23 protein-coding genes are annotated in these 20,878 nt (G+C 42.8%); 7 read left to right on the top strand and 16 right to left on the bottom strand.

The window, feature by feature from the left end:
* Nucleotides 1–98 precede the first annotated feature (98 nt).
* The 8 genes from ACJVC5_RS10070 to ACJVC5_RS10035 form a co-directional block, all read right to left on the bottom strand.
* Nucleotides 99–2,387, bottom strand: coding sequence for a hypothetical protein (locus ACJVC5_RS10070; protein ID WP_408095379.1), 2,289 nt, complete (start codon nucleotides 2,385–2,387; stop codon nucleotides 99–101).
* Between the two features lie 128 nt (nucleotides 2,388–2,515).
* Nucleotides 2,516–3,244, bottom strand: coding sequence for a hypothetical protein (locus ACJVC5_RS10065; RefSeq protein ID WP_408095378.1), 729 nt, complete (start codon nucleotides 3,242–3,244; stop codon nucleotides 2,516–2,518).
* Between the two features lie 109 nt (nucleotides 3,245–3,353).
* Nucleotides 3,354–4,535 (bottom strand): hypothetical protein, encoded by a 1,182-nt coding sequence (locus ACJVC5_RS10060; protein WP_408095377.1) that lies wholly within the window; start codon nucleotides 4,533–4,535, stop codon nucleotides 3,354–3,356.
* 7 nt (nucleotides 4,536–4,542) lie between these two features.
* Nucleotides 4,543–5,145 carry a 2'-5' RNA ligase family protein gene (locus tag ACJVC5_RS10055; RefSeq protein ID WP_408095376.1) on the bottom strand — a complete coding sequence of 201 codons (603 nt, stop codon included), beginning with the start codon at nucleotides 5,143–5,145 and terminating at the stop codon, nucleotides 4,543–4,545.
* A gap of 110 nt (nucleotides 5,146–5,255) precedes the next feature.
* Entirely contained in the window at nucleotides 5,256–6,536 is a 1,281-nt protein-coding gene (gene eno / locus ACJVC5_RS10050; protein ID WP_408095375.1) for a phosphopyruvate hydratase, read from the bottom strand.
* Nucleotides 6,537–6,592: 56 nt separating this feature from the next.
* The gene (locus ACJVC5_RS10045) at nucleotides 6,593–7,723 is read right to left on the bottom strand and encodes a CpaF family protein (protein WP_408095374.1); all 1,131 of its coding nucleotides are present in this window, start codon (nucleotides 7,721–7,723) and stop codon (nucleotides 6,593–6,595) included.
* A 12-nt stretch (nucleotides 7,724–7,735) separates the two neighbouring features.
* The gene (locus ACJVC5_RS10040) at nucleotides 7,736–8,134 is read right to left on the bottom strand and encodes a cupredoxin domain-containing protein (RefSeq protein WP_408095373.1); all 399 of its coding nucleotides are present in this window, start codon (nucleotides 8,132–8,134) and stop codon (nucleotides 7,736–7,738) included.
* 65 nt (nucleotides 8,135–8,199) lie between these two features.
* Nucleotides 8,200–8,511: an NGG1p interacting factor NIF3 gene (locus tag ACJVC5_RS10035; RefSeq protein WP_408095372.1), complete on the bottom strand. Its 312-nt coding sequence runs from the start codon at nucleotides 8,509–8,511 to the stop codon at nucleotides 8,200–8,202.
* 181 nt (nucleotides 8,512–8,692) lie between these two features.
* On the opposite strand from ACJVC5_RS10035, the gene ACJVC5_RS10030 reads away from it, so the two are divergent.
* The gene (locus tag ACJVC5_RS10030) at nucleotides 8,693–9,610 is read left to right on the top strand and encodes a hypothetical protein (RefSeq protein WP_408095371.1); all 918 of its coding nucleotides are present in this window, start codon (nucleotides 8,693–8,695) and stop codon (nucleotides 9,608–9,610) included.
* A gap of 355 nt (nucleotides 9,611–9,965) precedes the next feature.
* Here ACJVC5_RS10030 and ACJVC5_RS10025 read toward each other — a convergent pair whose 3' ends face one another.
* Genes ACJVC5_RS10025 through ACJVC5_RS10015 form a run of 3 tightly spaced genes read right to left on the bottom strand, consistent with a single transcriptional unit; the run spans nucleotide 9,966 to nucleotide 12,187 of the window.
* Nucleotides 9,966–10,694: an FKBP-type peptidyl-prolyl cis-trans isomerase gene (locus tag ACJVC5_RS10025; RefSeq protein WP_408095370.1), complete on the bottom strand. Its 729-nt coding sequence runs from the start codon at nucleotides 10,692–10,694 to the stop codon at nucleotides 9,966–9,968.
* 42 nt (nucleotides 10,695–10,736) lie between these two features.
* Nucleotides 10,737–11,612, bottom strand: coding sequence for an iron chelate uptake ABC transporter family permease subunit (locus tag ACJVC5_RS10020; protein WP_408095369.1), 876 nt, complete (start codon nucleotides 11,610–11,612; stop codon nucleotides 10,737–10,739).
* Nucleotides 11,600–12,187: an ATP-binding cassette domain-containing protein gene (locus tag ACJVC5_RS10015; RefSeq protein ID WP_408095368.1), complete on the bottom strand. Its 588-nt coding sequence runs from the start codon at nucleotides 12,185–12,187 to the stop codon at nucleotides 11,600–11,602. Before ACJVC5_RS10015 ends, ACJVC5_RS10020 begins: the two co-directional genes overlap by 13 nt.
* A 61-nt stretch (nucleotides 12,188–12,248) precedes the next feature.
* On the opposite strand from ACJVC5_RS10015, the gene ACJVC5_RS10010 reads away from it, so the two are divergent.
* Nucleotides 12,249–13,208 carry a M48 family metalloprotease gene (locus ACJVC5_RS10010; protein WP_408095367.1) on the top strand — a complete coding sequence of 320 codons (960 nt, stop codon included), beginning with the start codon at nucleotides 12,249–12,251 and terminating at the stop codon, nucleotides 13,206–13,208.
* Here ACJVC5_RS10010 and ACJVC5_RS10005 read toward each other — a convergent pair.
* Complete coding sequence (locus ACJVC5_RS10005; RefSeq protein WP_408095366.1) at nucleotides 13,198–13,998, bottom strand: hypothetical protein; 801 nt, start codon at nucleotides 13,996–13,998, stop codon at nucleotides 13,198–13,200. The two genes, ACJVC5_RS10010 and ACJVC5_RS10005, sit on opposite strands and share 11 nt — an antisense overlap.
* Nucleotides 13,982–14,626, bottom strand: coding sequence for a ribonuclease H family protein (locus tag ACJVC5_RS10000; RefSeq protein ID WP_408095365.1), 645 nt, complete (start codon nucleotides 14,624–14,626; stop codon nucleotides 13,982–13,984). Before ACJVC5_RS10000 ends, ACJVC5_RS10005 begins: the two co-directional genes overlap by 17 nt.
* Before the next feature lie 100 nt (nucleotides 14,627–14,726).
* On the opposite strand from ACJVC5_RS10000, the gene ACJVC5_RS09995 reads away from it, so the two are divergent.
* From ACJVC5_RS09995 to ACJVC5_RS09980, 4 genes are all read left to right on the top strand, one after another.
* Nucleotides 14,727–15,218: a 6-pyruvoyl trahydropterin synthase family protein gene (locus tag ACJVC5_RS09995; RefSeq protein ID WP_408095364.1), complete on the top strand. Its 492-nt coding sequence runs from the start codon at nucleotides 14,727–14,729 to the stop codon at nucleotides 15,216–15,218.
* Between the two features lies 1 nt (nucleotide 15,219).
* A complete protein-coding gene (locus ACJVC5_RS09990) occupies nucleotides 15,220–15,909 on the top strand; it encodes a M14 family murein peptide amidase A (RefSeq protein ID WP_408095363.1) in 690 nt (229 codons plus the stop codon).
* A 64-nt stretch (nucleotides 15,910–15,973) separates the two neighbouring features.
* A complete protein-coding gene (locus tag ACJVC5_RS09985; protein WP_408095362.1) occupies nucleotides 15,974–16,327 on the top strand; it encodes a hypothetical protein in 354 nt (117 codons plus the stop codon).
* Complete coding sequence (locus tag ACJVC5_RS09980) at nucleotides 16,315–17,769, top strand: hypothetical protein (RefSeq protein ID WP_408095361.1); 1,455 nt, start codon at nucleotides 16,315–16,317, stop codon at nucleotides 17,767–17,769. The genes ACJVC5_RS09985 and ACJVC5_RS09980 overlap by 13 nt, the downstream gene beginning before the upstream one ends.
* Before the next feature lie 36 nt (nucleotides 17,770–17,805).
* Here the strand turns inward: ACJVC5_RS09980 and ACJVC5_RS09975 are convergent, their stop codons facing one another.
* Nucleotides 17,806–18,681: a ferredoxin gene (locus ACJVC5_RS09975; protein ID WP_408095360.1), complete on the bottom strand. Its 876-nt coding sequence runs from the start codon at nucleotides 18,679–18,681 to the stop codon at nucleotides 17,806–17,808.
* A 125-nt stretch (nucleotides 18,682–18,806) separates the two neighbouring features.
* Between ACJVC5_RS09975 and ACJVC5_RS09970 the strand changes: the two genes are divergently transcribed.
* Nucleotides 18,807–19,577, top strand: coding sequence for a 1-acyl-sn-glycerol-3-phosphate acyltransferase (locus ACJVC5_RS09970; RefSeq protein ID WP_408095359.1), 771 nt, complete (start codon nucleotides 18,807–18,809; stop codon nucleotides 19,575–19,577).
* Here ACJVC5_RS09970 and ACJVC5_RS09965 read toward each other — a convergent pair.
* Nucleotides 19,516–20,511, bottom strand: a complete 996-nt coding sequence (locus ACJVC5_RS09965; RefSeq protein ID WP_408095358.1) for a tRNA pseudouridine synthase B — start codon at nucleotides 20,509–20,511, stop codon at nucleotides 19,516–19,518. The two genes, ACJVC5_RS09970 and ACJVC5_RS09965, sit on opposite strands and share 62 nt — an antisense overlap.
* Complete coding sequence (gene rbfA, locus ACJVC5_RS09960; protein ID WP_408095357.1) at nucleotides 20,498–20,869, bottom strand: 30S ribosome-binding factor RbfA; 372 nt, start codon at nucleotides 20,867–20,869, stop codon at nucleotides 20,498–20,500. The genes ACJVC5_RS09965 and rbfA overlap by 14 nt, the downstream gene beginning before the upstream one ends.
* Nucleotides 20,870–20,878: the final 9 nt, after the last annotated feature.

The following is a 20,878-nucleotide window of genomic DNA, read 5'->3' as shown; positions in this document are numbered from 1 at the left end:
GTTAATTGAACCAGCTAAACGCCATCATGATTAATGCTTAAGTATCGGAAAATTCTGGAGAACTCTGTAGAATTATCTGCCAACAAAAATTCTCGAAACTAGGGAGAAGCAGACTTTTGGCGACGGATGGAGATCTTCGAATAGTTCATAAAATATCGAGTAGATATCTGTTTAAAGATTGAGGAATCACTAAGAGAGTTAATGCCGTCCTCTTCGATACCATAGCGTTTCACACGGTTCTCTAGCTGAGCATACCCATTGGCACGGGCAGCTCGCAGGGCCTCTGGCGAAAGACCGTAAGGATTGTCTTCTGTGATTTCTCCGCTATTTTGTTTAGAGAATAAAGAATCCATTCCCTCTTCAGAAATGCCAGTCGGTAGGCCGGCCCCAGAGGTGTCTTCTTTATAATCTCCCAGTAATGATTTCTCGTCAGGCATTCCCATGCCCGATTCTTCAGTTCCAGGAGTAATGTCGTTTTTTATGGCCTCAATGTTTGTACTCGCCACTGTTCCAATCTTTAACTCTTCCGCTTTTGTTTTATCTGAAACAGAAGCAGCACCATCTTCTAAATTAAGATCGGCCGCCGAAATATTAAGCTTATGTTTCTGGGCCTCTTTAACAAGATCCATCTGAATCGCGGCCACTTGATCATTCAGCTGTTTCTGATAATCCAAAAGTTCGCCACTTTCCTCTGATTTAATTCCAGCGGCCTTTAGGATTTCATTTTTTTCTTTTTGATAATTAAGAGCGGTCTCTTTAATCTTTGAGGCCATGCTACCAAGTTGGCCCGCAATCGCATCCGCTTTATCAATATCACCATCACTCACGGCCTGGGCCATATCAATCGTAAGATTCCCGGCGTTCTTAATAAGATCACCGTTATTGTTTTTCACTGTGAATGTTGGTCTGGAAACTTTTAGCGGAGTAGCACATGCTTTCTCAGAGAAATCAACACTGCCACCTGAATTTGAAATACAAGTTTTTGGTCTGTTTAATTTGATTGGTTTGTTGTCAGTCGTAAGCTTTCTGATTTCATTTGGCTTCAACGTACTGGCGTTATTGTTAGAATAATTAACTTTTGTAGGATTGACCTCTACACCTTGAAACTCAGTTCCATTTGTTGTTGGTTGATCAGGGTTTTTAGCAAGGTCTGCTCCAATGGTCGTATCATCATCAGTCTGCTTACGATAATGGGCCAGAAGTGTTTCAAGCTTCTTGATATTTTCTTCGGCAACAGAAATACGAGACATATATCCAGTCGTAACTGCAGTGGCCAGGGCCGCCGAAATACCAAAAGTGATTGATCTAGGAATTGGATAGTTATACATCGCCACGACCATGCTCTGAAGCGAAGGCACGAAGAACATCAGAAGACCCGCCAACATCACGATATAGCTTGTGGATTTGGCACCACTGGTGCGGGTCAGGGCCGTCGAATAGGCCATTGAGATCGCTTTGGCGATTATCATTCCACTCACGCCAGGAATTGGCTGACAACCGGCATAGGCAATCGCGTGATAAGACATATGGTAAGCAGCACATCCTGGAGCATATTGAGTGGCGGCCGCACAGGCGGTTAAAGAAACGGCAGGAGCAGCAGGGTTCGCGAAGTTAGGCATGACAGCGGCCCAACCAAGAGGTGCTAACGCCTGACAAGCAGCAAAGTGAGCGGCATAACAAGCAGGATATTTAGGTCCACAACCAGCAGCATAAGCAGCGGCAAGACCTGCACACACCATTGTTCCGGAAGCGACACCAGCGGCGATCCCTGAGGCCTCTTCAGAAAGTGCAAGTGCCATGGCCGTAAAATAAATGGCAGTTACAGCAATCATCCAATTACGTTTTTTAATGAAATAATCTCGAGTGGCCTTTTCTTCTTTCAAGCGTTGCTCAAGCATCGCCCTCTGAACTTCCCCACCCTGAGACTTGAGTTGCTGTTCAATGACTTTGATGTCTTCAATGCGACGGTTATGATCAGCATTCTGCTCTTTTGCTCCAGAAAGCTCGGAGGCAATATACACCAGAGATCCTGCCATGAAGGTAATGATCGAGGGGATCTTTGCACCAAGAGCACATTGCTCGATGATACTTCCCCCGATAATACTGGTTGAGATCGCAAGGACTTGCTTAGAGTAAAATCCAAATCCACCCTGATGCTGAGACTCTGAATCATACTGAGGATTGGTTTGAGAACTTTCGGCGTCGGTCACACCTTTAGCAATCGAGTCCTTGGCCGCGGCCTTTTCTTCTGCTTTCTTTTCTGCAGTGGTTTTTGCCGGTGCTGGTTTTTGTGTGGTTTCAGTTTTTGATTGAGACTCTGCGTACGCCACATTGATTGGCGCAACCAGAAGTTGAAAGCTCAATAAAAATGAAAAAATGCGACTCATAAGAACATTTTAGCCAGAGAATCCTTTCTCCGGAGAATACTTCTGTTATGACTGTGGCTAATCACGGAACCTCAGATAATTACATTCTCCGAGGGAAATTTGGAACGCCAACAATCGTTTGCACCTAATTACTTCTTAGGCTTTTTCTTTTTGTTCTTTAGGATAAGACCGCCGATAGCAACCAGAACGATCACGGCCACAATCAACATCATGTCGTCGTCGCCCTCACTGCCGCTAGCGCGCTTCTTCGTTTTACCGCCAAGATCCATCTGAGCATTAGGATTGAATGTTACATCATTAAATTGTGGATCTGACTCTTGAGTTCCTGTTCTAAGATTTGCAATATCTGCTTTCTTCTGACGGAAAACTCGAAGTGTTGAAACCATCTTATCAATGATCGGCTGATAAGTTGTATAAAGGTCTTTACTTACAGAGAAGGTAACTGCGATACCAAGATCTTCTTTCACAGTAGCAAGATAACGAGTATAGAATCCCGGAACTTCAGACGCCAAATGAAGAGCGTCTACCCACAGATGGTTGTTGATAGTTGTGGTCTTCGTGTTTTTTGGTTCTGAGACTTGCTTCTTTCCACCAGGAAGATTGTATTCTTTGTTCTTTTTCAAATAGGCCATGTACTGATCAATAGTGTCTTGTTCACCTCTGATCTTGGCCGCAAGAATGATGATAGATTCTTTTTTACGGTCAGCATTTTCACTCTGACAAACATACTCTGAACCTTCCAGAGCACATTCCCACCCCGCAGGTAGTTCAAACTCACAATACTTACTGGCAAATCTCTTCGCATGGAGATTAGAAGAAAAGAATGCAGCTAAGACCAGAGAGAAAACGAGCTTCATGGGCCATGTCCTTAATTTAAGTCACAATGCTTTTTCTAATTTTAACTAAAACTCAATAGGTTACAACTGCCGATAAGAATTGCCCCATTATCCCAAGAAGTTTCGTCAACTACCTAAAGAAACCACGGGCGACGATACCCTCTTTTAGTTCCTTCTTAGTATTAAAGAGCTGGGTAATCTTCACGATGGCCGTTTCTGATTTGGCCTGGATCACCGTCCCGCGTGCAAGAAGAATATTCCCGCCCACGTAATCAAATTCGTAGAAATCAATCTTCATGCCTTTTTGAACGTCACTTGAAAGTCCACGATCAATGACCACAAATCCTTTTTTAGGAGAGACCTTCGTAATAGTGCCTTCAAAGTCATAGTCTTTGAATCTTTTATCTGGATTTGAGGTCTTCTTGCCATCCACACGTCGAATAAGGGCAACACTAAAATTCGTTCCGAAATCAGTAGATTTGCCACTCACAACTTGAGAGCCTCGGGCCTCTACTCTCCAGTTCTCACCTAGGGCCAGATTCAAACCAGCATAGGGCGCGATCCATTCCCGATTACTGCTGTTATATAAAGAAGTGCGACCTGTATAGTAATTTGGTTTTTCCAGGGGCTTGTCTTCGTAGGGATCGTTCTTCATCGAAGAAGCTCCATCGACACCAGCAATAAGGGCCACATATCTCCAGGCCAAGGCCGCTTCTGCTTGCCAATAAAGTTCAGTGCCAAGATCCTTGCCTGGATTTCTGTAACCACCACGAAGAGTGAGGAAGTTATTAGTACGTGAGGCATAAGTAACGGCCGCACCTACAGAGTACTCGTTTCCATCATCACCCAAAACCAGACTGGCCTTTTCACTCGTTGTGGATTCTTCATTTGTATAAGGAGTGTAGCGAAAGGTACCTTCAATGGCGTAGAAGAATTGGTCTACCGGTTTGAAGGCATACATGAGATTTAAATACGTCGACTGAACACCTGTGCTGGTTTCATCTTCAATTACACCACCAGCGTTAAGTAGTTTCGAAGCATTTTGTCGGAAACGAACTCCCCCACTGATTTGTAATTCATTGGTCAGACCGTAACGCCCCTCAACTTCACCTTGAAGACGTGAGAAAGATTCATCATCACGATAGTCCAAATCATTTCCATCTTTATCAACAGACTTAGAGGACTTCCAGTACTCTCCGGTGACTCCGATTTGATAACCTTTTTTAAGGAGGACTTTAGTGGGAGCAACGTAACTAGTTTGTGCAACAGCAGCACTCGCCACGAACATGAGGAAAAGAGGAATGAACTTCATTCAACCATTATATGGAAATATTGGATGAATGCAAAAAGGCGTTAGTTGGCCGGTCGAAACTGATCAAATCTGCCTCTCTGTACCAGATGCCATTGTTCTTCGAGAAAAGACAAATGGATTGATATGGAAGGGCCGTGAATTCCTGAAATTCTTTTTGAGCAAGCTCAATTGAAGCATGCAGCTCCATAGGATCATTGAATCGCCCCATGGTAAGGAAAGTTTTTTTAGAGTCTTTTATCTTCTTATCACGATCAGTGATATAAGACTTACAGATGGAAACCAGAGACTCCTGACAAAGAGAAAGCTCTTCCTCAATGGCCGGTTTCAGATAAAGAATCTTGTTCTTCTTGTGTTCTTGAACATCCAGCCCAGAGAAACCTAAAACGTGATGAGCAGTGTTCTCAAAATAAAATGACTCAAGCTCCTCTACCAGTTCCTGCTTAAGTTTTTTCACTTCCGTCACTTCAATTTCAAATGGAGCCACAATCGGCAAATGCAAATCAGGGTTGGTTTGATATTTGGAATCAAAACGCGAACGAAAACTTTCGATATTTTTCGCGAAAGAGTTGTCAGAGAAAAAAGTTAAACCGACAAAAAGCTTGGTGTTCAAATGGGACCCCCTTTGAGCTCAGGTCCAAACAAGTTCAATTTTAAGCCCTAGCGGGGATACGGACAAATAAAAAAGCTGAGGGGAAAATGTTCCCCCCAGCTTCATGTGATTTATTTTACTGGATCAAATTGCGCGCGTGGGCCTAATTCTTCTTCAATACGAAGAAGTTGATTGTATTTCTCCATTCTATCTGAACGAGAAGCAGAACCGGTCTTGATATGTCCAGATCCTGTTGCAACTGCAAGATCTGCGATGAAAGCATCGGCCGTTTCACCAGAGCGGTGAGAAATAATCGCTTTAAAGCCATTATCGAAGGCAAGTTTCAATGTATCGAATGTTTCAGAAAGAGATCCGATTTGGTTCACCTTCACAAGAATGGCATTCGCTTCTTTATTATCAATACCACGCTTAAGAATTTTGGCATTTGTAACAAACAGATCGTCCCCTACGTTCACAAGTTTCGAACCTAGTTTTGCCTGGAAGTTGATGAAGCCTTTTTGATCTGACTCATCGAAACCATCTTCGATTGAATAAATCGGAGCAATCTTCGTCATGTGTTCATAGTAAGGGATCATTTCTTCTGAAGTGTAGGTCTTGCCTTGCATCTCATATTTGCCATCTTTGTAGAACTCAGAAGCAGCACAGTCGAGAGAAAGAGAAATATCTACACCAGGCTTATATCCGGCCTTCTGAATCGCTGTAAGGATACACTCAATCGCTTCGTCGTGAGATTTAAGGTCTGGAGCGAACCCACCTTCGTCACCCACGTTTGTTGAATAACCTTTATCAGAAAGAACTTTTTTAAGGTTATGGAAAACTTCAACACCTGCACGGAAGTTTTCAGAGAAAGACTTCTTCATGTGAGGAACAATCATGAACTCTTGAATATCAAGATTGTTAGAAGCGTGAGCACCACCATTAATGATGTTCATCAATGGAGTTGGAAGACGAAGTTTACCAACCGGATTTGGAACTTTAAGATCTTCGAATAGATATTGATAAAGAGGTTTACCTTTTTCAAGAGCACCGGCACGACAAACGGCCATTGAAACACCAAGAATCGCGTTCGCACCAAGCTTCGCTTTATTTTCAGTGCCATCAATTTCAAGCATGAGATTATCAATCGCACGTTGATCGAAAACGCTTTTGCCGATTAGTTTTGGAGCAATCAATTCGTTCACGTTTTTAACCGCAGTTAAAACGCCCTTGCCCATATAGTGAGTTTTATCACCGTCGCGAAGCTCAAGGGCCTCACGACTTCCAGTAGAAGCACCAGATGGTACTGAAGCACGACCTACAAATCCTCTATCCGTTGTTACATCAACTTCAACCGTTGGATTTCCACGTGAATCTAGAATTTGTCGCGCATGAATCTTTTTAATAGTACTCATAGAGGCTCCTTTGTAGTGCCTCTATTCTACTCAGCTTAAAAATTCTGAAAAGACTTTTAAGACGCTTTCTTCAGCATCTGTGCGGCCCATTCAGGCGGCTTGAAGTTTGTTTTTGGGAATGGAAGTTTATTCGCCACAAACTCTTCAAAGAATGTCGGAACATAGCCCGTCGGAACCATTTCTCCGATGAACTTACCGTTCTCATCCTTACCAGTTTGCACCCAGCGAAAAATATCTCGCACCACATAACGACCGTGTTCATCCACGCCCAGAACTTCTGAAATATGAGATGTACGACGACCACCATCATGATAACGGCTACATTGAACAATTAATTGCAAAGCACTTCCCACCATTTTACGAATGGCATCAGGTGGAATCTTGGTTTCACCCATGAGACACAGAGTCTCAAGACGTGTACAGGCATCAACCGGGGAGTTGGCGTGAACTGTACCCATAGAACCTTCGTGACCAGTCCCCATGGCGTTCAATAGATCAAGAGCTTCGGGACCACGAACCTCCCCCACGATAATTCTATCTGGACGAAGACGGAGTGCAGATTCCATCAAATCTCTGATGGTCACTTCTTTAATCCCACGCTCTTTATTTGGCTTACGTGTTTCAAATTGAACCACGTGCTCGGCCTTAATTTGAAGTTCGGCCGCATCTTCAATGATAAGAAGACGCTGAGTTTTTGGCATTCGTCCGCCAAGAACGTTTAGCATGGTGGTCTTACCTGAACCGGTACCACCTGAAACCAGGGTGTTCTTACCCAGGTACATACAACAATCTAAGAATCTCGCTCCATCTGGAGAAAGCGAACCGAAATTGATCAGGTCTTTCAGACCTAATTTCTCCTCAGAGAATTTACGAATGGCAACTGTTACCCCGGCCTTGGCCATAGGAGGAATCACCACTGCAATACGGGAACCGTCAGGTAGACGAGCATCCAGACGAGGGTTATCTGAATCAATCACACGCCCCACTGACTGAGCAACTGCTCGCATCGAGGCCATCAAAGATTCATCATCTGGAAATTTATTAGGAACTCGGTAAACGAGACCTTTTCGTTCAATGAAAATATCAAAAGGACCGTTGATCATGACTTCTGAAATAGAAGGGTCTTTCAGCAAATCGCCGATCGGTGATAAGAGGGTCGAAATTGCGTCCTGAAAAACGCTACTCATGAGTCAATACTCCTAATACTCTTTCGGGGTCCAAAGCATGCCGTCTGATTTCTCAGAGGCCACTTCTCTCTTCGGCACAACTTTCTTTAAAACCACTATTTTCCCGTCATTTTTTGAACTCGGGCAATAAAAAGCAAATTCCCCGGCCTTATCAAAGACCGCTTCTGCTTCGGTCACCTTGCCTTTGTTGGCGGCCAGGAAAACTTTATGAGATTCCACGATTAAACAATGAGGTTCTTCAACGGTTGAAGTCACATAGAACTTCACTTTCTCGCCCTCAAAAACAGACAGGGACTTCGGGTAATAACCCTCTTTTGTCACAATCACGGCCACTTCACGCAATGGTGGTGTTTTATTTTCAGCGGCAAAAAGCTGAGTTGAAAGTAAGATAGAAAAAAGGAAGAGCTTCATTTAAACCTCTTTGTTCTCTTTTCTTATCGGTTCGATCGGATCAACTTTTTAGCTTTAATTACAGCTCAAAAGCTGAGTGTTTTAATCACATGATAAGCGGGAGTTTCGTAGGGATGTGACATCTTCAAAGCAGAAATTGCTGCGGCAAGATGTCCTTCTGCACAAACCATTTCCACTTTGAGTTCCGGAACACGCTCCACTTCACCTTGTTTACCGATAAAAGGATCACTTCCCTGCATCGGTTCAAATTGACCTACTCCTTTGTATTCAAAAGAACATTTGCGATAGTTACCTATTGCTCCAGCTCCTGCTTGAAACATGGCCTCTTTCACCTTCTCTGCATGATCTTCTGGAACATAAAACGCGATGAAAAACATGAAATTCCTTTAATTGATTTTGCGCACAACTGTCTATTTTGGTCAGTTTTCCAACATCTTCTTACAACCTGAGGCCAAAATGAATTTCTGACTAGACAGGTTTTTTTGAAAAACGAAACAATAACCATCCACATAAAATCCTAACACAAAATTGTATTAGAGATCACGGAGGATACCGAGAATGACTATGAAGAAACTAACAGCATTGGCACTAAGCCTTACACTTGCTGGATCAGCACTTGCTTGTTCACAAGATGGTAAAGGTGGATTCGTTCCTGAGAACGATCTATACATCTCTGCAGATCAGAAAGGTCTTAAGGGCGGTATCACTGAAGCAGAATTCAATGACGCAATTGACGAAGTTGAAGCAATCTATGCTCCGATCGTTTCAAGCATGGGTGCAAAACTATATATCGAGCGTAACTGGACTGACGGTACAGTTAACGCATACGCTTCTCAACAAGGTAAAACTTGGAAAGTTGCAATGTTCGGCGGTCTTGCTCGTCACAATACAATTACTAAAGACGGGATGTCTCTAGTTGTTTGTCACGAACTTGGTCACCACATCGGTGGAGCTCCAAGAAAAGGTCAATCTGCTGGCGGCGGCGGATGGTGGGGCGGTAACGGCGGTGGAGCTGTTAGCTGGGCTTCAAACGAAGGTCAATCTGACTACTTCGCAGTTCTTAAGTGTCTTCGTAAAGCATGGGTAAACGACAATAACCAAGCTATCGTAAAAACTCTTGGTGCTCCGAAGATGGTTGTTGATGGCTGTAAAAAAGCTACTAAAAACGATGCAGAAGATACTGCTCTTTGTATCCGTACTTCAATGGCAGGAAAATCAGTTTCTGATCTTTTCTCAGCTCTTGGAAACCTTCCTGCTACAAAATTTGAAACTCCAGACAGAGCTGTTGTTTCTAAAACTGATGACAACCACCCTAAAGCTCAATGTCGTCTAGATACTTACTACTCAGGTTCAATCTGTGACGTAAGCATGAACGAAGACGTATCTGCTACTGACGAAGTAAAAGGTACTTGTCACGGTTCTCTTGGCTACAAAACTGGTACACGTCCACTTTGTTGGTTCAAACCTTCTAAGTAATTCTTAGATAAATTTGATTCTTAATGAAGGCCACCGAAAGGTGGCCTTTTTATTTGTGCTTAATCCTTGGTTCTCGTTCCCCTGCCTAGCACATTCATCAGATTTAAAGACTTAATTAAATGCCATTGAAGATGAATTACTTTCTCTGGAGGAAGTGATTACTGCCGCTGGAGAAAGTGAATTACTGCCGCTGGAGAAAGTGAATTACTGCCGCTGGAGAAAGTGAATTACTACCGCTGGAGAAAGTGATTACTACCGCTGGAGAAAGTGATTACTCCGAATTGCGGGCCACTTTAGAGTAAAAAAAAGGGCGGTATTGCTACCGCCCTCGTCTATTAAATCAGATCTAAAAGAATTACTTTTTCTTAGCTGGAGCAGCTGGCTTGTTAGCGTCAGCAGCTTTTGTAACTTTGAAAAGCTCAACTTCGAAAACTAGAGTTGCGCCACCAGGAATTTTTGGAGGAGCACCAGCTTCGCCGTAAGCTAGGTCAGAAGGAATTACGAATTTTGTTTTTCCGCCTTCTTTCATAGTTTGTAGGCCTTCAGTCCAACCTTTGATTACACGGTTAAGTGGGAAAGAGATTGTCTTACCGCGCTCAACTGATGAATCGAAAACTGTACCGTCAGCAAGTGTACCGTGGTAGTGAACTTCAACAACGTCTTCAGCAGTTGGAGTAGCACCAGTACCTTCTTTGATTACTTTATAAGCTAGACCAGATTCAGTCTTAGTAGCACCTTCATCTTTGATGAACTTTTCGATGAAAGCTTTACCAGCTTCTTTTTCTTTAGCAGCAACTTTATCCATACGAGCTTTGAAAACTTCTTGGATACGGTTCTGATAAACGGCCATATCAACTTCAGACTTTTCATTCTTCGCTGCCATAGCAACACCTTTGTAAAGAGCAGCAAGCTCTTTATCAGAAAGGCTTAGGCGCTGAAGATTTCCACCAAGCATGTATCCCATAGCGTAGAACGTTTTATCGTCTTCAGACTCAAGGGAAATTTTCTTTGGATCATTTTTAGAACAAGCAGACAGAACTAGAACAGAAGCTAAAAGGCTTAATAAAACCCACGTGTTTTTCATAGAGAACAATCCTTTGTTGATTAAAACATTTAAAGAATAACTTTATTTTTTAGTCTTTGCCACTATTTCCATGGGTCCCTTTGAAGTCCACAAAAGGAAAATAAGACTCAGCGCACCTACCGCCGTTGCGATAAGGCCCACCGGAATTTCTGCCCCGAAGATGGGAAAGTAGTAACAGGCGGAATCAATCGCCATGAGTAATAGTCCGTTGGCAAGGCCACCAATTAAAAATTCTCCGGCCAAATCAAACTTTTTGAACCAAAGCTTTCGAGCAAAAATCGGAAACACCAAGGCCATAAATGAAAATGCTCCGAAAAGACTAATGACCGTAAAAGTTCCGATCGCCACTGTCAGAAATAAAAATTTATAAACCGTTCTCTCCTCTAGTTTCCAATTCGAAGCGAGGTTTTTTCCGAGAGAGAATAATAAGAATTCTTTAGAAAGGCGCCACCATCCAAACAAGATGAGAAATTCTAAGACAACTAAAATTCCCAGGGCCTCTGGATTAGCAAATCTAAAATGACCAAACCATAACTCAACTGGAAATGGCAGGTTGAAGGCCAGGAACAAAAACTGCCAAAGTGAGAACACTGCCCCTACGAGCAAATTAAATGTCAGGCCCAAGAGAATCAGTCGCTCAATATTTTTTGATTGTCCGATGAACTTCGAAAAGAAAATTCCAACGATGGCAAAAACGGGAACACCAAACAAAAATAACACTGTCACCGGATGCTCGTATCCTGTCAGTAATAATACGGAATGCAGAATAAGAATCCAGAGAATGCTCAGTCCATCAAAACCAAGAGTTGAAGGACTCGCCAGAATGTTCCTGGTTCCCATCTGGATCAAACTACCGGTTTGAGAAAGGATCGCACCAGATAAGAAGGCACAGAGAAATCTTGGAATCAGATAGTCCATGATTTCACCTCTTTCAATGTCTCGTTAACAATTCCCAGTTGAACAAAACGGGCCCTACGAATCCATTCTTTATCATGCTCAACTAATAAAACAGATTTCTCTTTAGCTTGAAGTTCGCTCATCACAGAACTTAAAACTTGTTTCATATTCACATCGAGAAACTGTGAAGGTTCATCAAGTAGATAACACTGAGATTTCTGAGCAAGAGTAAGAGCGATTTTTAGCGCCTGCCCTTCTCCACCGGAAAGAGAAGAATGCATTCGCGATTCTTTCTGTTCTAATCCAAACCGCTTCCATAGGGAGAAGAAAAACTCTTCATCAATTTTATCCCCACGGGCCTTGAGAAGTACTTCTTTGATTCTTTTTAAAGGTCGATCATAAAAATAATCTAAGGGCCTCTGCTCCACATAGGTCATCTCATGGGCACCTGTTAACCAAATGCGATTCATGAGTGTGGATTTCCCAATTCCATTCTCTCCTACCAAAGTCAGGATTTCACCAGGCATAAGCGTGAGCTCGATATCACAAGCACAATGAGGCAAAAAATGTGGATCGGTGATTTTGAATTTATACATAATTCTTGGAAGATTCTATCCTCTTACATAAAATGTGTTAATCGCTTTTAGAGGGGTATATATGACAAATAAGCTAATCATGGGACTTTCCCTGGTGATTCTATTAGTTTCTTGCGCCAAGACATCTGATCGTTACCGCGAAGGAAATAACGAAGGCCAACAAGTGGCCCTCACAGTTGAAGAAGAAAAGAAGCTCACACAAGAGGCCCTGCCGGAAATGATGAAAGAATATCCTGCGGCCAAAAATAAAGAGATTCAGGCCTACATCAATCGCTTGGGTCAAAAACTTGTTAATGCCAACCGTTTGAATAACAATCCTTACACATACACTTTCACGGTGATCGATGCGCAGGTCGTGAACGCGTTCGCGATGCCAGCAGGAAGTGTTTTCATCACAGCTCCTATTATTGCCATGGCCGATTCAGAAGCTGAAATCGCGGGAGTATTAGGACATGAAATCGGTCACGTGACTGCTCGTCACACAGCTGAGCGCATGTATGTGGCCAAGAAAGAACAAACCAAAACATGGGTATTTGGTGGTGTTGGTGCGGCCCTTGGTGGCGCAGCAGGATATATGCTTAGTAAAAAACTTTGCGATCCAAAGGACACAGCTTGTAAGGCCAAGTACACCGCTTATGGTGCCGGTGGTGGTGCTGTCGGTGGTTTAATGGTCCAGAAGTTTGCCTTCATGAAAAACTCTCAAGAAGATGAACTTGAATCAGACCGCGTTGGTTTCAGATACGCCACAGTTGCGGGTTACGATAAAACGAAGATCGGTGACTTCTATTCAAAACTCGCTTCCATGGAAAAAGAAGCGAAGAAAGGCCAGAATGCAGCGATGGTTTGGCTTTCAGATGCCATGGCCTCTCACCCGAATTCTGATGAGCGTGTGAAGCAAGCCAAAGAAATGGAAATGAAAATGACGACCTCTGGTGGTATTGGTTCAACGGATGAATTTCAACGAATGAAAAAGATCGCCCAAGAAATTGTGGCCGCGAACAAGGCGCAAACTAAAAAATAGATTCTGCCCAATAAAGAAAAGCTTCAAGTTGAGTCACACCTGGAACAAGTGAACCAGGATAAATAAAGGTCATCCTCTTGGATGACCTTTTTATTTCACGCTTATTATCCCGTCCCGGATCCTTCACTCCTACATGCATGGTATTGACCGGCATCTCACTCATCAGTTTTGATGACCAGTTCACATAAGCAAGCTCCGTGGGATAAGTTTTAATCTTCTTTAGATCTTTAAGCCACTTTACCACTCCATCATTGACCATCACAAATTCTGGAGCTCGACCATTCTGAAACTCTCCCAAATAAAAAACCACGTTGAGATTATTGGGAATTTTCTTCAAAATTTTTTCTTCCAAGGTTTTGATCTTAGAATTTAAGTTTGTGATTTTTTCTTCACAGTTTTGAACATAAGGAGCGATCGCCTTAAGAGCTCCATCTATTGATTCTTGTGGAGTGAGACCTCGAGTATGAATCTCGATCGCCTTCACACTGCTTCGAGAGCCCAGAACTTTTTTTAGATCGCGGCTCTCATCGTAAAAAACCACGCTTCTCTCTAATTCAGAAAGTGAGTTATGAGAAAGGAAAATGCCTCCGGGATAAACTTTCCCGGAGAATGCTTTTTCACTGATTGGATTAAAAACGGAAATACCATGGAGTTTTGAAAGAAGACCTAGTTCTTTGAAAACAACAGTTGAAGTTCCAGAAAGAGAAATGACTTTCTTGACCGTCGTCTTAAACTCACAAGCGGCCTCAAGATGAAATGATAAAAAAAGAAGACTAAGAAAGATGCGCATCCATTGCCTCGTTGGCCTTCTTATCACAGTATTCGTTTTGTGGATGTCCGCCGTGACCTTTTACCCAGGCCCACTCCACTTGAAGGAAGGAGTCTTTTATCTGATCAAGCTCCTGCCAAAGTTCGAGATTCTCTGGCGCTTTACCATCGGCCTTCTTCCAACCACGGGACTTCCAGCCTGCGACCCAACTCTTCATTCCATCCACCACATATTTTGAATCTGTGATGACTTTAATTTTAGTCAGACGAGATTCAGGAAGAATCTCTTTTAATTCCGAAAGACCACGAATGGGGCCAGAGAGTTCCATCTTGTTGTTCGTTGTGTGCGCTTCAAACTCTACACCCTCAGCGAGCACATCACCTTGATGATTTTGAATGACGTAAGCATAGGCCCCTGGTCCCGGATTTCCACGACAGCCACCATCTGAATAAAGCGCAATGGTCAAAGGCTCGTTAGCAATTTCGGCCGGGGCCGGTAATCCTGCAGGAATTTCATCTATTTCTTCTGGTAAACTTTCCAGAGCACCGCGGATGGTTTTGAAGGCCTCTTTTAATATTTCCTGACTCGGAATTTCTTTTAAAAGCCACTTCTCGAGAGAATTCAGGGCGCGGAGCTGTTTTTTCTTCATTTTTGCCTTTAACAAAACGCAGCAAAGCTAGTATTCCCTTTGCCAACTTTTTAACGCGATAGTATCTTCTGTGAGATTACCTCAACAGGAAAGGACCTCTTTGAGTCTTCCATTTTCGATTAAAGTTTATAAGCAATACTTTAATTTTGCATCTTCGCACTTCATGATTTTTGAGAACGGGACCCGTGAGCCTCTTCATGGCCATAATTACCGTGTTCAAGTTCGTGGCGAAGCTCCTTCTCTTGAGGGAGACATGGTTTTTGATTTCCTAGACATTAAGCCGATTGTTCGTGAAGTTTGCGATTCTCTTGATCACAAGCTTTTGATTCCAAAAGATAACAAGCATCTGAAAATTTACACCGATAGGAAGAACTACGTCATTGAAACACCTGACGAAAGCCACTTCTCTATTCCACAATCAGATGTGCTCTTACTGCCAATTTTAAATACCAGTGCAGAAAGAATCGCGGTCTATATTTGTGATGAAATTCGAAAAAAAGTGACGCAAAAATTTGGTTTTGCCTTTAATAGTTTAGAAGTGGAGGTTGAAGAGACACCGGGTCAGTCCGCTGTGTATCTTCATAGAGAGTAGTATGATTTTTTCCGAACTTGATAGTGGCGAATCTGTAGAAGGCCATCCAATTCCAGTTTTTAAAACGGACATCAAAGCTCCGAAGTATCTCTATCTTATTGGTGGAGTTCACGGTGATGAAGTTGAAGGTGTTTATGTTCTTAAAGAACTCTTTCAATGGCTAAAATTAGAGCATTCATTGAAAGATCTTCCGATGATCGTGATCCCTATCTTGAACGTTGATGGTTATAAAAACCAGACTCGTGTAAACGCTCACTCAGTTGATCTTAACCGCAACCTTCCAACGAAAGACTGGTCGGGAGTTCATAAAGAGCCACGCTACAATCCAGGTGCCAAGGCCCTTTCTGAACCTGAGAACCAATTTCTGGTCAAACTTATGGATAAGTACAAGCCAGGATTTATTCTTTCTTTCCATACATGGAAGCCAATCCTGAACTATAACGGTGACTGTAAAGACGTTGCTGAATACCTTCATGGCTTTAATAAGTACGAAGTGGCCTCTGATATTGGTTACCCTACTCCAGGATCTCTTGGAACATTTGCTGTCGAAAAATATCAGTCACCAGTTCTGACTTTCGAATGCCCTGAACTGAAAAAACACAGAGATAGCCTGAAAGACATCTGGAAAGAAAATGAAGAAGGTCTTAAAGGCTTTTTCCAGACTGATCTTGTCTGGAAAAAACTTTCTTAATATCCGATGGCGGTCGTCCGCCAAACTTAAAGTCCAATCTAAATAAAACCGATACCGAAGGAATATGAAGAGCATATTCCTTCTAGGTATTTTCATTTCTGTTAACTCGCTCGCCTCTACCGATTGTTACCTTTACGAGGTCAAGGGTGTCGCCCGTATTAAAGGTTCTGACCTTGAGCTTGTCGTGAACGAAAAAACCATGTCCGAAATGAGATTCGGAATGAAAATTTCCGACACCGCGAAGTTTGGTCCTTACTTGGATTCAACAACGAAAGGGGAATACGTCTTTAAAGGTAAACCTGTTTCAAAATCTGTCATTCAAGAAATTAAAAGTCTGAAGCGCAGTACTCCCGATCCTCTTAATCATCAAAATCATAGCTATATAAAAGAACTGAAGGCGATTGAATGTCCAAAGTAAAAATCACTCTCCTCCTCTCACTTATGACTTGCGGTCCTCTTCATGCAAAAAACTACATGACCTTTATGGGTGGTGGTGGTGAGCCTGCGGGGCCTGAAACAATTTTCGACTATCAGGTGAAATCTATTGGTAGCTTCAATTCAAATTCAAACTGGGAGACACAGGTCTCTTTCAACGGTGGTCATTCGAAAACTGAAAGCTACCTGGCCGACAGCTTTAGAAGGAAGGCCACTAATACTCGCTTCACCGAATCTGAATATGATCGAATCATCAAAGACTATGAAACAAAAATAAACAATGGTCAGATCACGAGTGCTGATCAGCTCATGCTGATCGTTTCCACCCATGGTTCGATGAAAAAGACCGATAAAGAGAAGACCCACGACGTTTCAGTTACCGGTGGTGCTGTTCAAAATTTTGATACAGCCGAAGGTAGTCGCATGGTCTCAATGGACAAGCTTCAAAATTTGGTGAATCTTGCAGAAAAAAAAGGCGTGAAACTCGCTATCATTGATCTCTCTTGTCACTCAGGAAACACACTTGCATTGAATAAACCAAATACATGTATCATCTCAGCGACCGGCCCTAATCACTATGGTTACGCAGGAAATAGTCCAGCACCTTTTACGAATGCATTTATTGATAACATGAAGAAAGGGAAATCTCTGGAAGAGGTCTTTCTTAATGCGAGAAGTTCATTTAATGATCTTTCATTCCCCATGATTTCTTCACCCGTGGGCATGGACCTTAATAATGAAATGTATGACAACATCACTCCCTATCTCTATCGCTACGATGCTAATCACGACAAGTTTTCACCGTATGTAACGGCCGAAGCGGCCAAAGGTGAGGCCTGTGAAGAGCCAAAAAATTATCAGGAACTCACCAATCTCATCATGCAATTTGAGAACATCAAAAAGGCCCGAGGAGTTGAGTATAGTTCTAGAGACGGTAGGAAATTTCGTGAATCAGTTGATCGTTACTACGCTCTCCTCTCAAAGATGAGAACAGACTTAAGTAAGCTCGCCACACCTAAAAATTCTCCGAAAGAAAGCTTCTGTACGGAAAAAGATGATGGTTTTCTAAAACTGCGCAGCTGCATGAGCCTTGGACAAAGCGAGATTTTGAGCTACAACGCCGAACCTCTTAAGAAGCTTTATCAGAAAAAAATTGAGACATTATCGGGTAAAGAAAAAGAAGAGGCCAAAGATGTTTTAGATAGAGTTCTTCAAATTGAGAGACGTCGGGCCCAACTCATTCGCGAAAACCCAGACTTTGAAAGACGTGCGGCCTTCTTCTCGTCATGGCCAAAGCTTGAAGATGAAACCATGAAACTTTCATATGAAGTCGCGGATCATGCGAAGGCCTTTTATCAGGAACGTTATAAACACAAGGCCACAACGGATTCCCGTCCTAACCCTTGCAAAAATTTTGTGCTTTAAATCTAAAAAAAAAGGCCCTCGAAAGAGGGCCTTTTTTTATGATGCTTTTGTAAATTTGATTACTTCAACCGGACAAGCTTCTGCAGCTTCTTGAATTCTTAGACCGTCATCAAGAGGGGCTCCTGGACGGATGATACATGTATCAGCAAGTACTTCGAACACTTCCTTATAGATGTCTTCGCAAGCGTTACAAACGATACAACCTGGCTCAATCCAAACCTTCGCCACTTTGAAGTTCTCAGCGGCAGGACCAGCAGCTGCGCCACCAGCGGCAGCAGCACCTGCACCAGCGCCCGCGAACTGAGCAGCGAAAGCTGGGTTCGTAGCGATTGCAAGTTGAGATCCTTTACCAGGAACAGTATCCGCAATGAATGTACGAATAGGCACATCAATTGGTGGTTGAGATTTTTTCACAACATCTAGTTTGTGGTCAGCAATAAATTGATCAACAGTTAGATGAGCTTCAGTCACAAGCTTCTTAAACTTAGGACCTTTCATATCGAACTGGAAAACCACGCCGTCAGTTGAAGAAACAACTTCAATCTGAACCATGGCCAAATCAAAGTTTTTAGCACCAAGAAGATCAATAAATCCTGGTCCCATGTCTACTTCTGTAGCGAAAGAAGTTTTCTTGGCCTCAAATGGCTTAGATACTTCAACCTGAGTCGGGCTACCGAACGGGTTGAACAAACGGATACGGATAGTATCTAGTGCAGCTGGCTCTTTCGCTGAATTCCACTTGAATCCGAAAGCGAAGAAGTTACCGCTCTTAGTAGATCTTAAAAGTGTTAGCTTGGGCTTTCCGAACAAAGTCTCGAAAGTCCCGAACAATAAACTTAAACCGGCCAAACCAACAACAAGGTTGATTACCAGAAAAATAGCAACGCCCATGGCGATTAAGCTAGTTGACACAAGTAACTCCTAAAAAATGATCCTATTAATCTTCGAAATTATAGCCTAAACAGCTGGAAATTAGAACAAAAAGATCGGGACTCTTTATTGATATAGTCATCTATTTTTCTGTACAATGCCACCCTATGCGTATTCTCATTCAAATAAAAGCTGTTGTAGTGGGCACAGTCCTACTTTTTACTACCCTTGTGCCTGCTTGTTTAGTGGCCCTGCCTTTTGGTCTTGAAAGAAGATTAAAAATCATGTCTCCCATGTGGGAATGTTTCGGCAAGCTCCTATTGCGCTATGCATGTCAGGTAAAGGTCCGCTTCTCTGAAGACCATCGTTCTCCGGAATTCAGTGGAGTTCCAGCACAAGGTCTTTATATTGCCAATCATCAGAGCTATATGGACATCCCTCTCGTGATGACGAAGTATCAAGTCCCTCCCATCATGAAGAAAGAAGTTCTTTATATTCCGATCTTCGGATGGATTGCGTACGCTTCAGGTGCGATGCCAGTGGCCCGTGGAAAAATGTCGTCTCGTAAGAGAGTCTTTGATCAGGCAAGGAAAAGGATTCTGGTTGAGAAGATCGGTCTTCAAGTCTATCCGGAAGGCACACGTTCGAAAAACGCTCTTCCAAAAACGATGGAAGAAGTAAAACGTACTCTTTTAATTTTCGCTTATAACGAGAAAATTCCAGTCATTCCTACCAGTATCTATGGAACTCGTGGTGTCCTCAATCGCTGGGGATTCATTCGTCCAAATCGTAATGTGGGAATCATTGTTCACAAAGAAATTGATCCGAAGAATTTTTCAAATGTAGATGATTTCTGTGTCGCTTGCTGGGGCAAGGTCATTGAGGGTCATGATCAGATGAAGAAGGAACTTCAACCTCTGAATGAAAATTTATCTTAGGTTTTAATTCAGTCGGAAAAGTTTTTTCACCCAGACCGAGCAGTTTTTCACTCTCATCCAGCATCCAGAAATAATTCTGTGAAAGTGATGATTCTTGAAGAACATTCAAATCTGCAGGTCTCAAGAACCCACCATTTTTAAAAGTCAGTGTCTGTTTTTCATCAAGTTTTAGCTTGGTGAAAGGCAGCACGTCTTCAATTTTCATTCCGCGAGAGATGATGGGAAGAGTTTTGTCCTGTGGCCAGTCTTTCATTTTGAGAGCGGTCTTATAGGTGACCGGACCAACGCTTTCGCGGACCAATGAAATCAGGGAACCAAGAGTTCCAAGATAATTACACATGTCCGTAAAAAGTGTGCGCACATAAGTACCTGAGCTCACTTCCACTCTGATAGAAAGATACGGGAAAGCGTATTTTACGACTTCGATTTTATAGACCTTACGCAGGACCGGCTCTTTTTTAACTTCAATGCCTTCTCGCGCCCATTCATGAAGATTTCGTCCCATGTGCTTTGCGGCCGAAAATTTGTGAGGGGCCTGCCAGTAGTCACCGATAAACTTCTCACGAAGTTTTTCTTCGATGAACTCGCGACTAAAGCTCGCGATCTCACGATTAAGATACAAAGATTCATCACGCTGAATGATCTCAGAAGTGTAATCTCCGGTCGGAGTTTCAATTCCAAGTTTTCCTACAGCAAGGTAAGTTTTCGGAAGGAAGTCGTGAATAAAATCATTCAGACGAGCGGCCCCACAAATTCCAATCATGAGAACACCGGAAGCAAATGGATCTAATGTTCCAAAGTGACCGATCTTCCCAAAACCTTGGGGAAGGTGACGTTTAAAATGCCTGACCACGTCGTAAGACGTGATCCTGGCCGGTTTAAACACATTAAAAACTAAAGGGGGAAACAGCGCCTGTTTCTTATTCAGCTTCATCCGCTGAATCTTTCAGGAGCTTGTCGATCTTGTTCGAATCTTCGAACTGAGAATTGTACACGTAGTGAATCTCAGGAGTGTGACGAACTTCCATCTTTGTAGAAAGAAGTTTGCGCATACGTCCTGCAGTACTCTCAATCGCCTCTTTCGCGTCTCCGCGAGTGGAAGCGTTGAATGTGTCCCAATACACTTTTGCGTGAGAATAGTCTTGAGTCAGTTCTACGTGAGTGATTGAAACATTAATGAGTCGAGGATCCGCGAACTCTCTTCTGAGAGCGAGATTAATCTCATCGCGGATCCTTTCCTCGTATTTTAGCTTTGAAAATTTATTACCACGTCCGGTACTGGCCTTGGCCATTTGTCATCC

It is taken from the genome of Peredibacter sp. HCB2-198 (assembly GCF_045999315.1).
In the GTDB taxonomy this organism is placed as follows: domain Bacteria; phylum Bdellovibrionota; class Bacteriovoracia; order Bacteriovoracales; family Bacteriovoracaceae; genus Peredibacter.
This window is presented reverse-complemented; position numbering and strand designations above follow the sequence as displayed.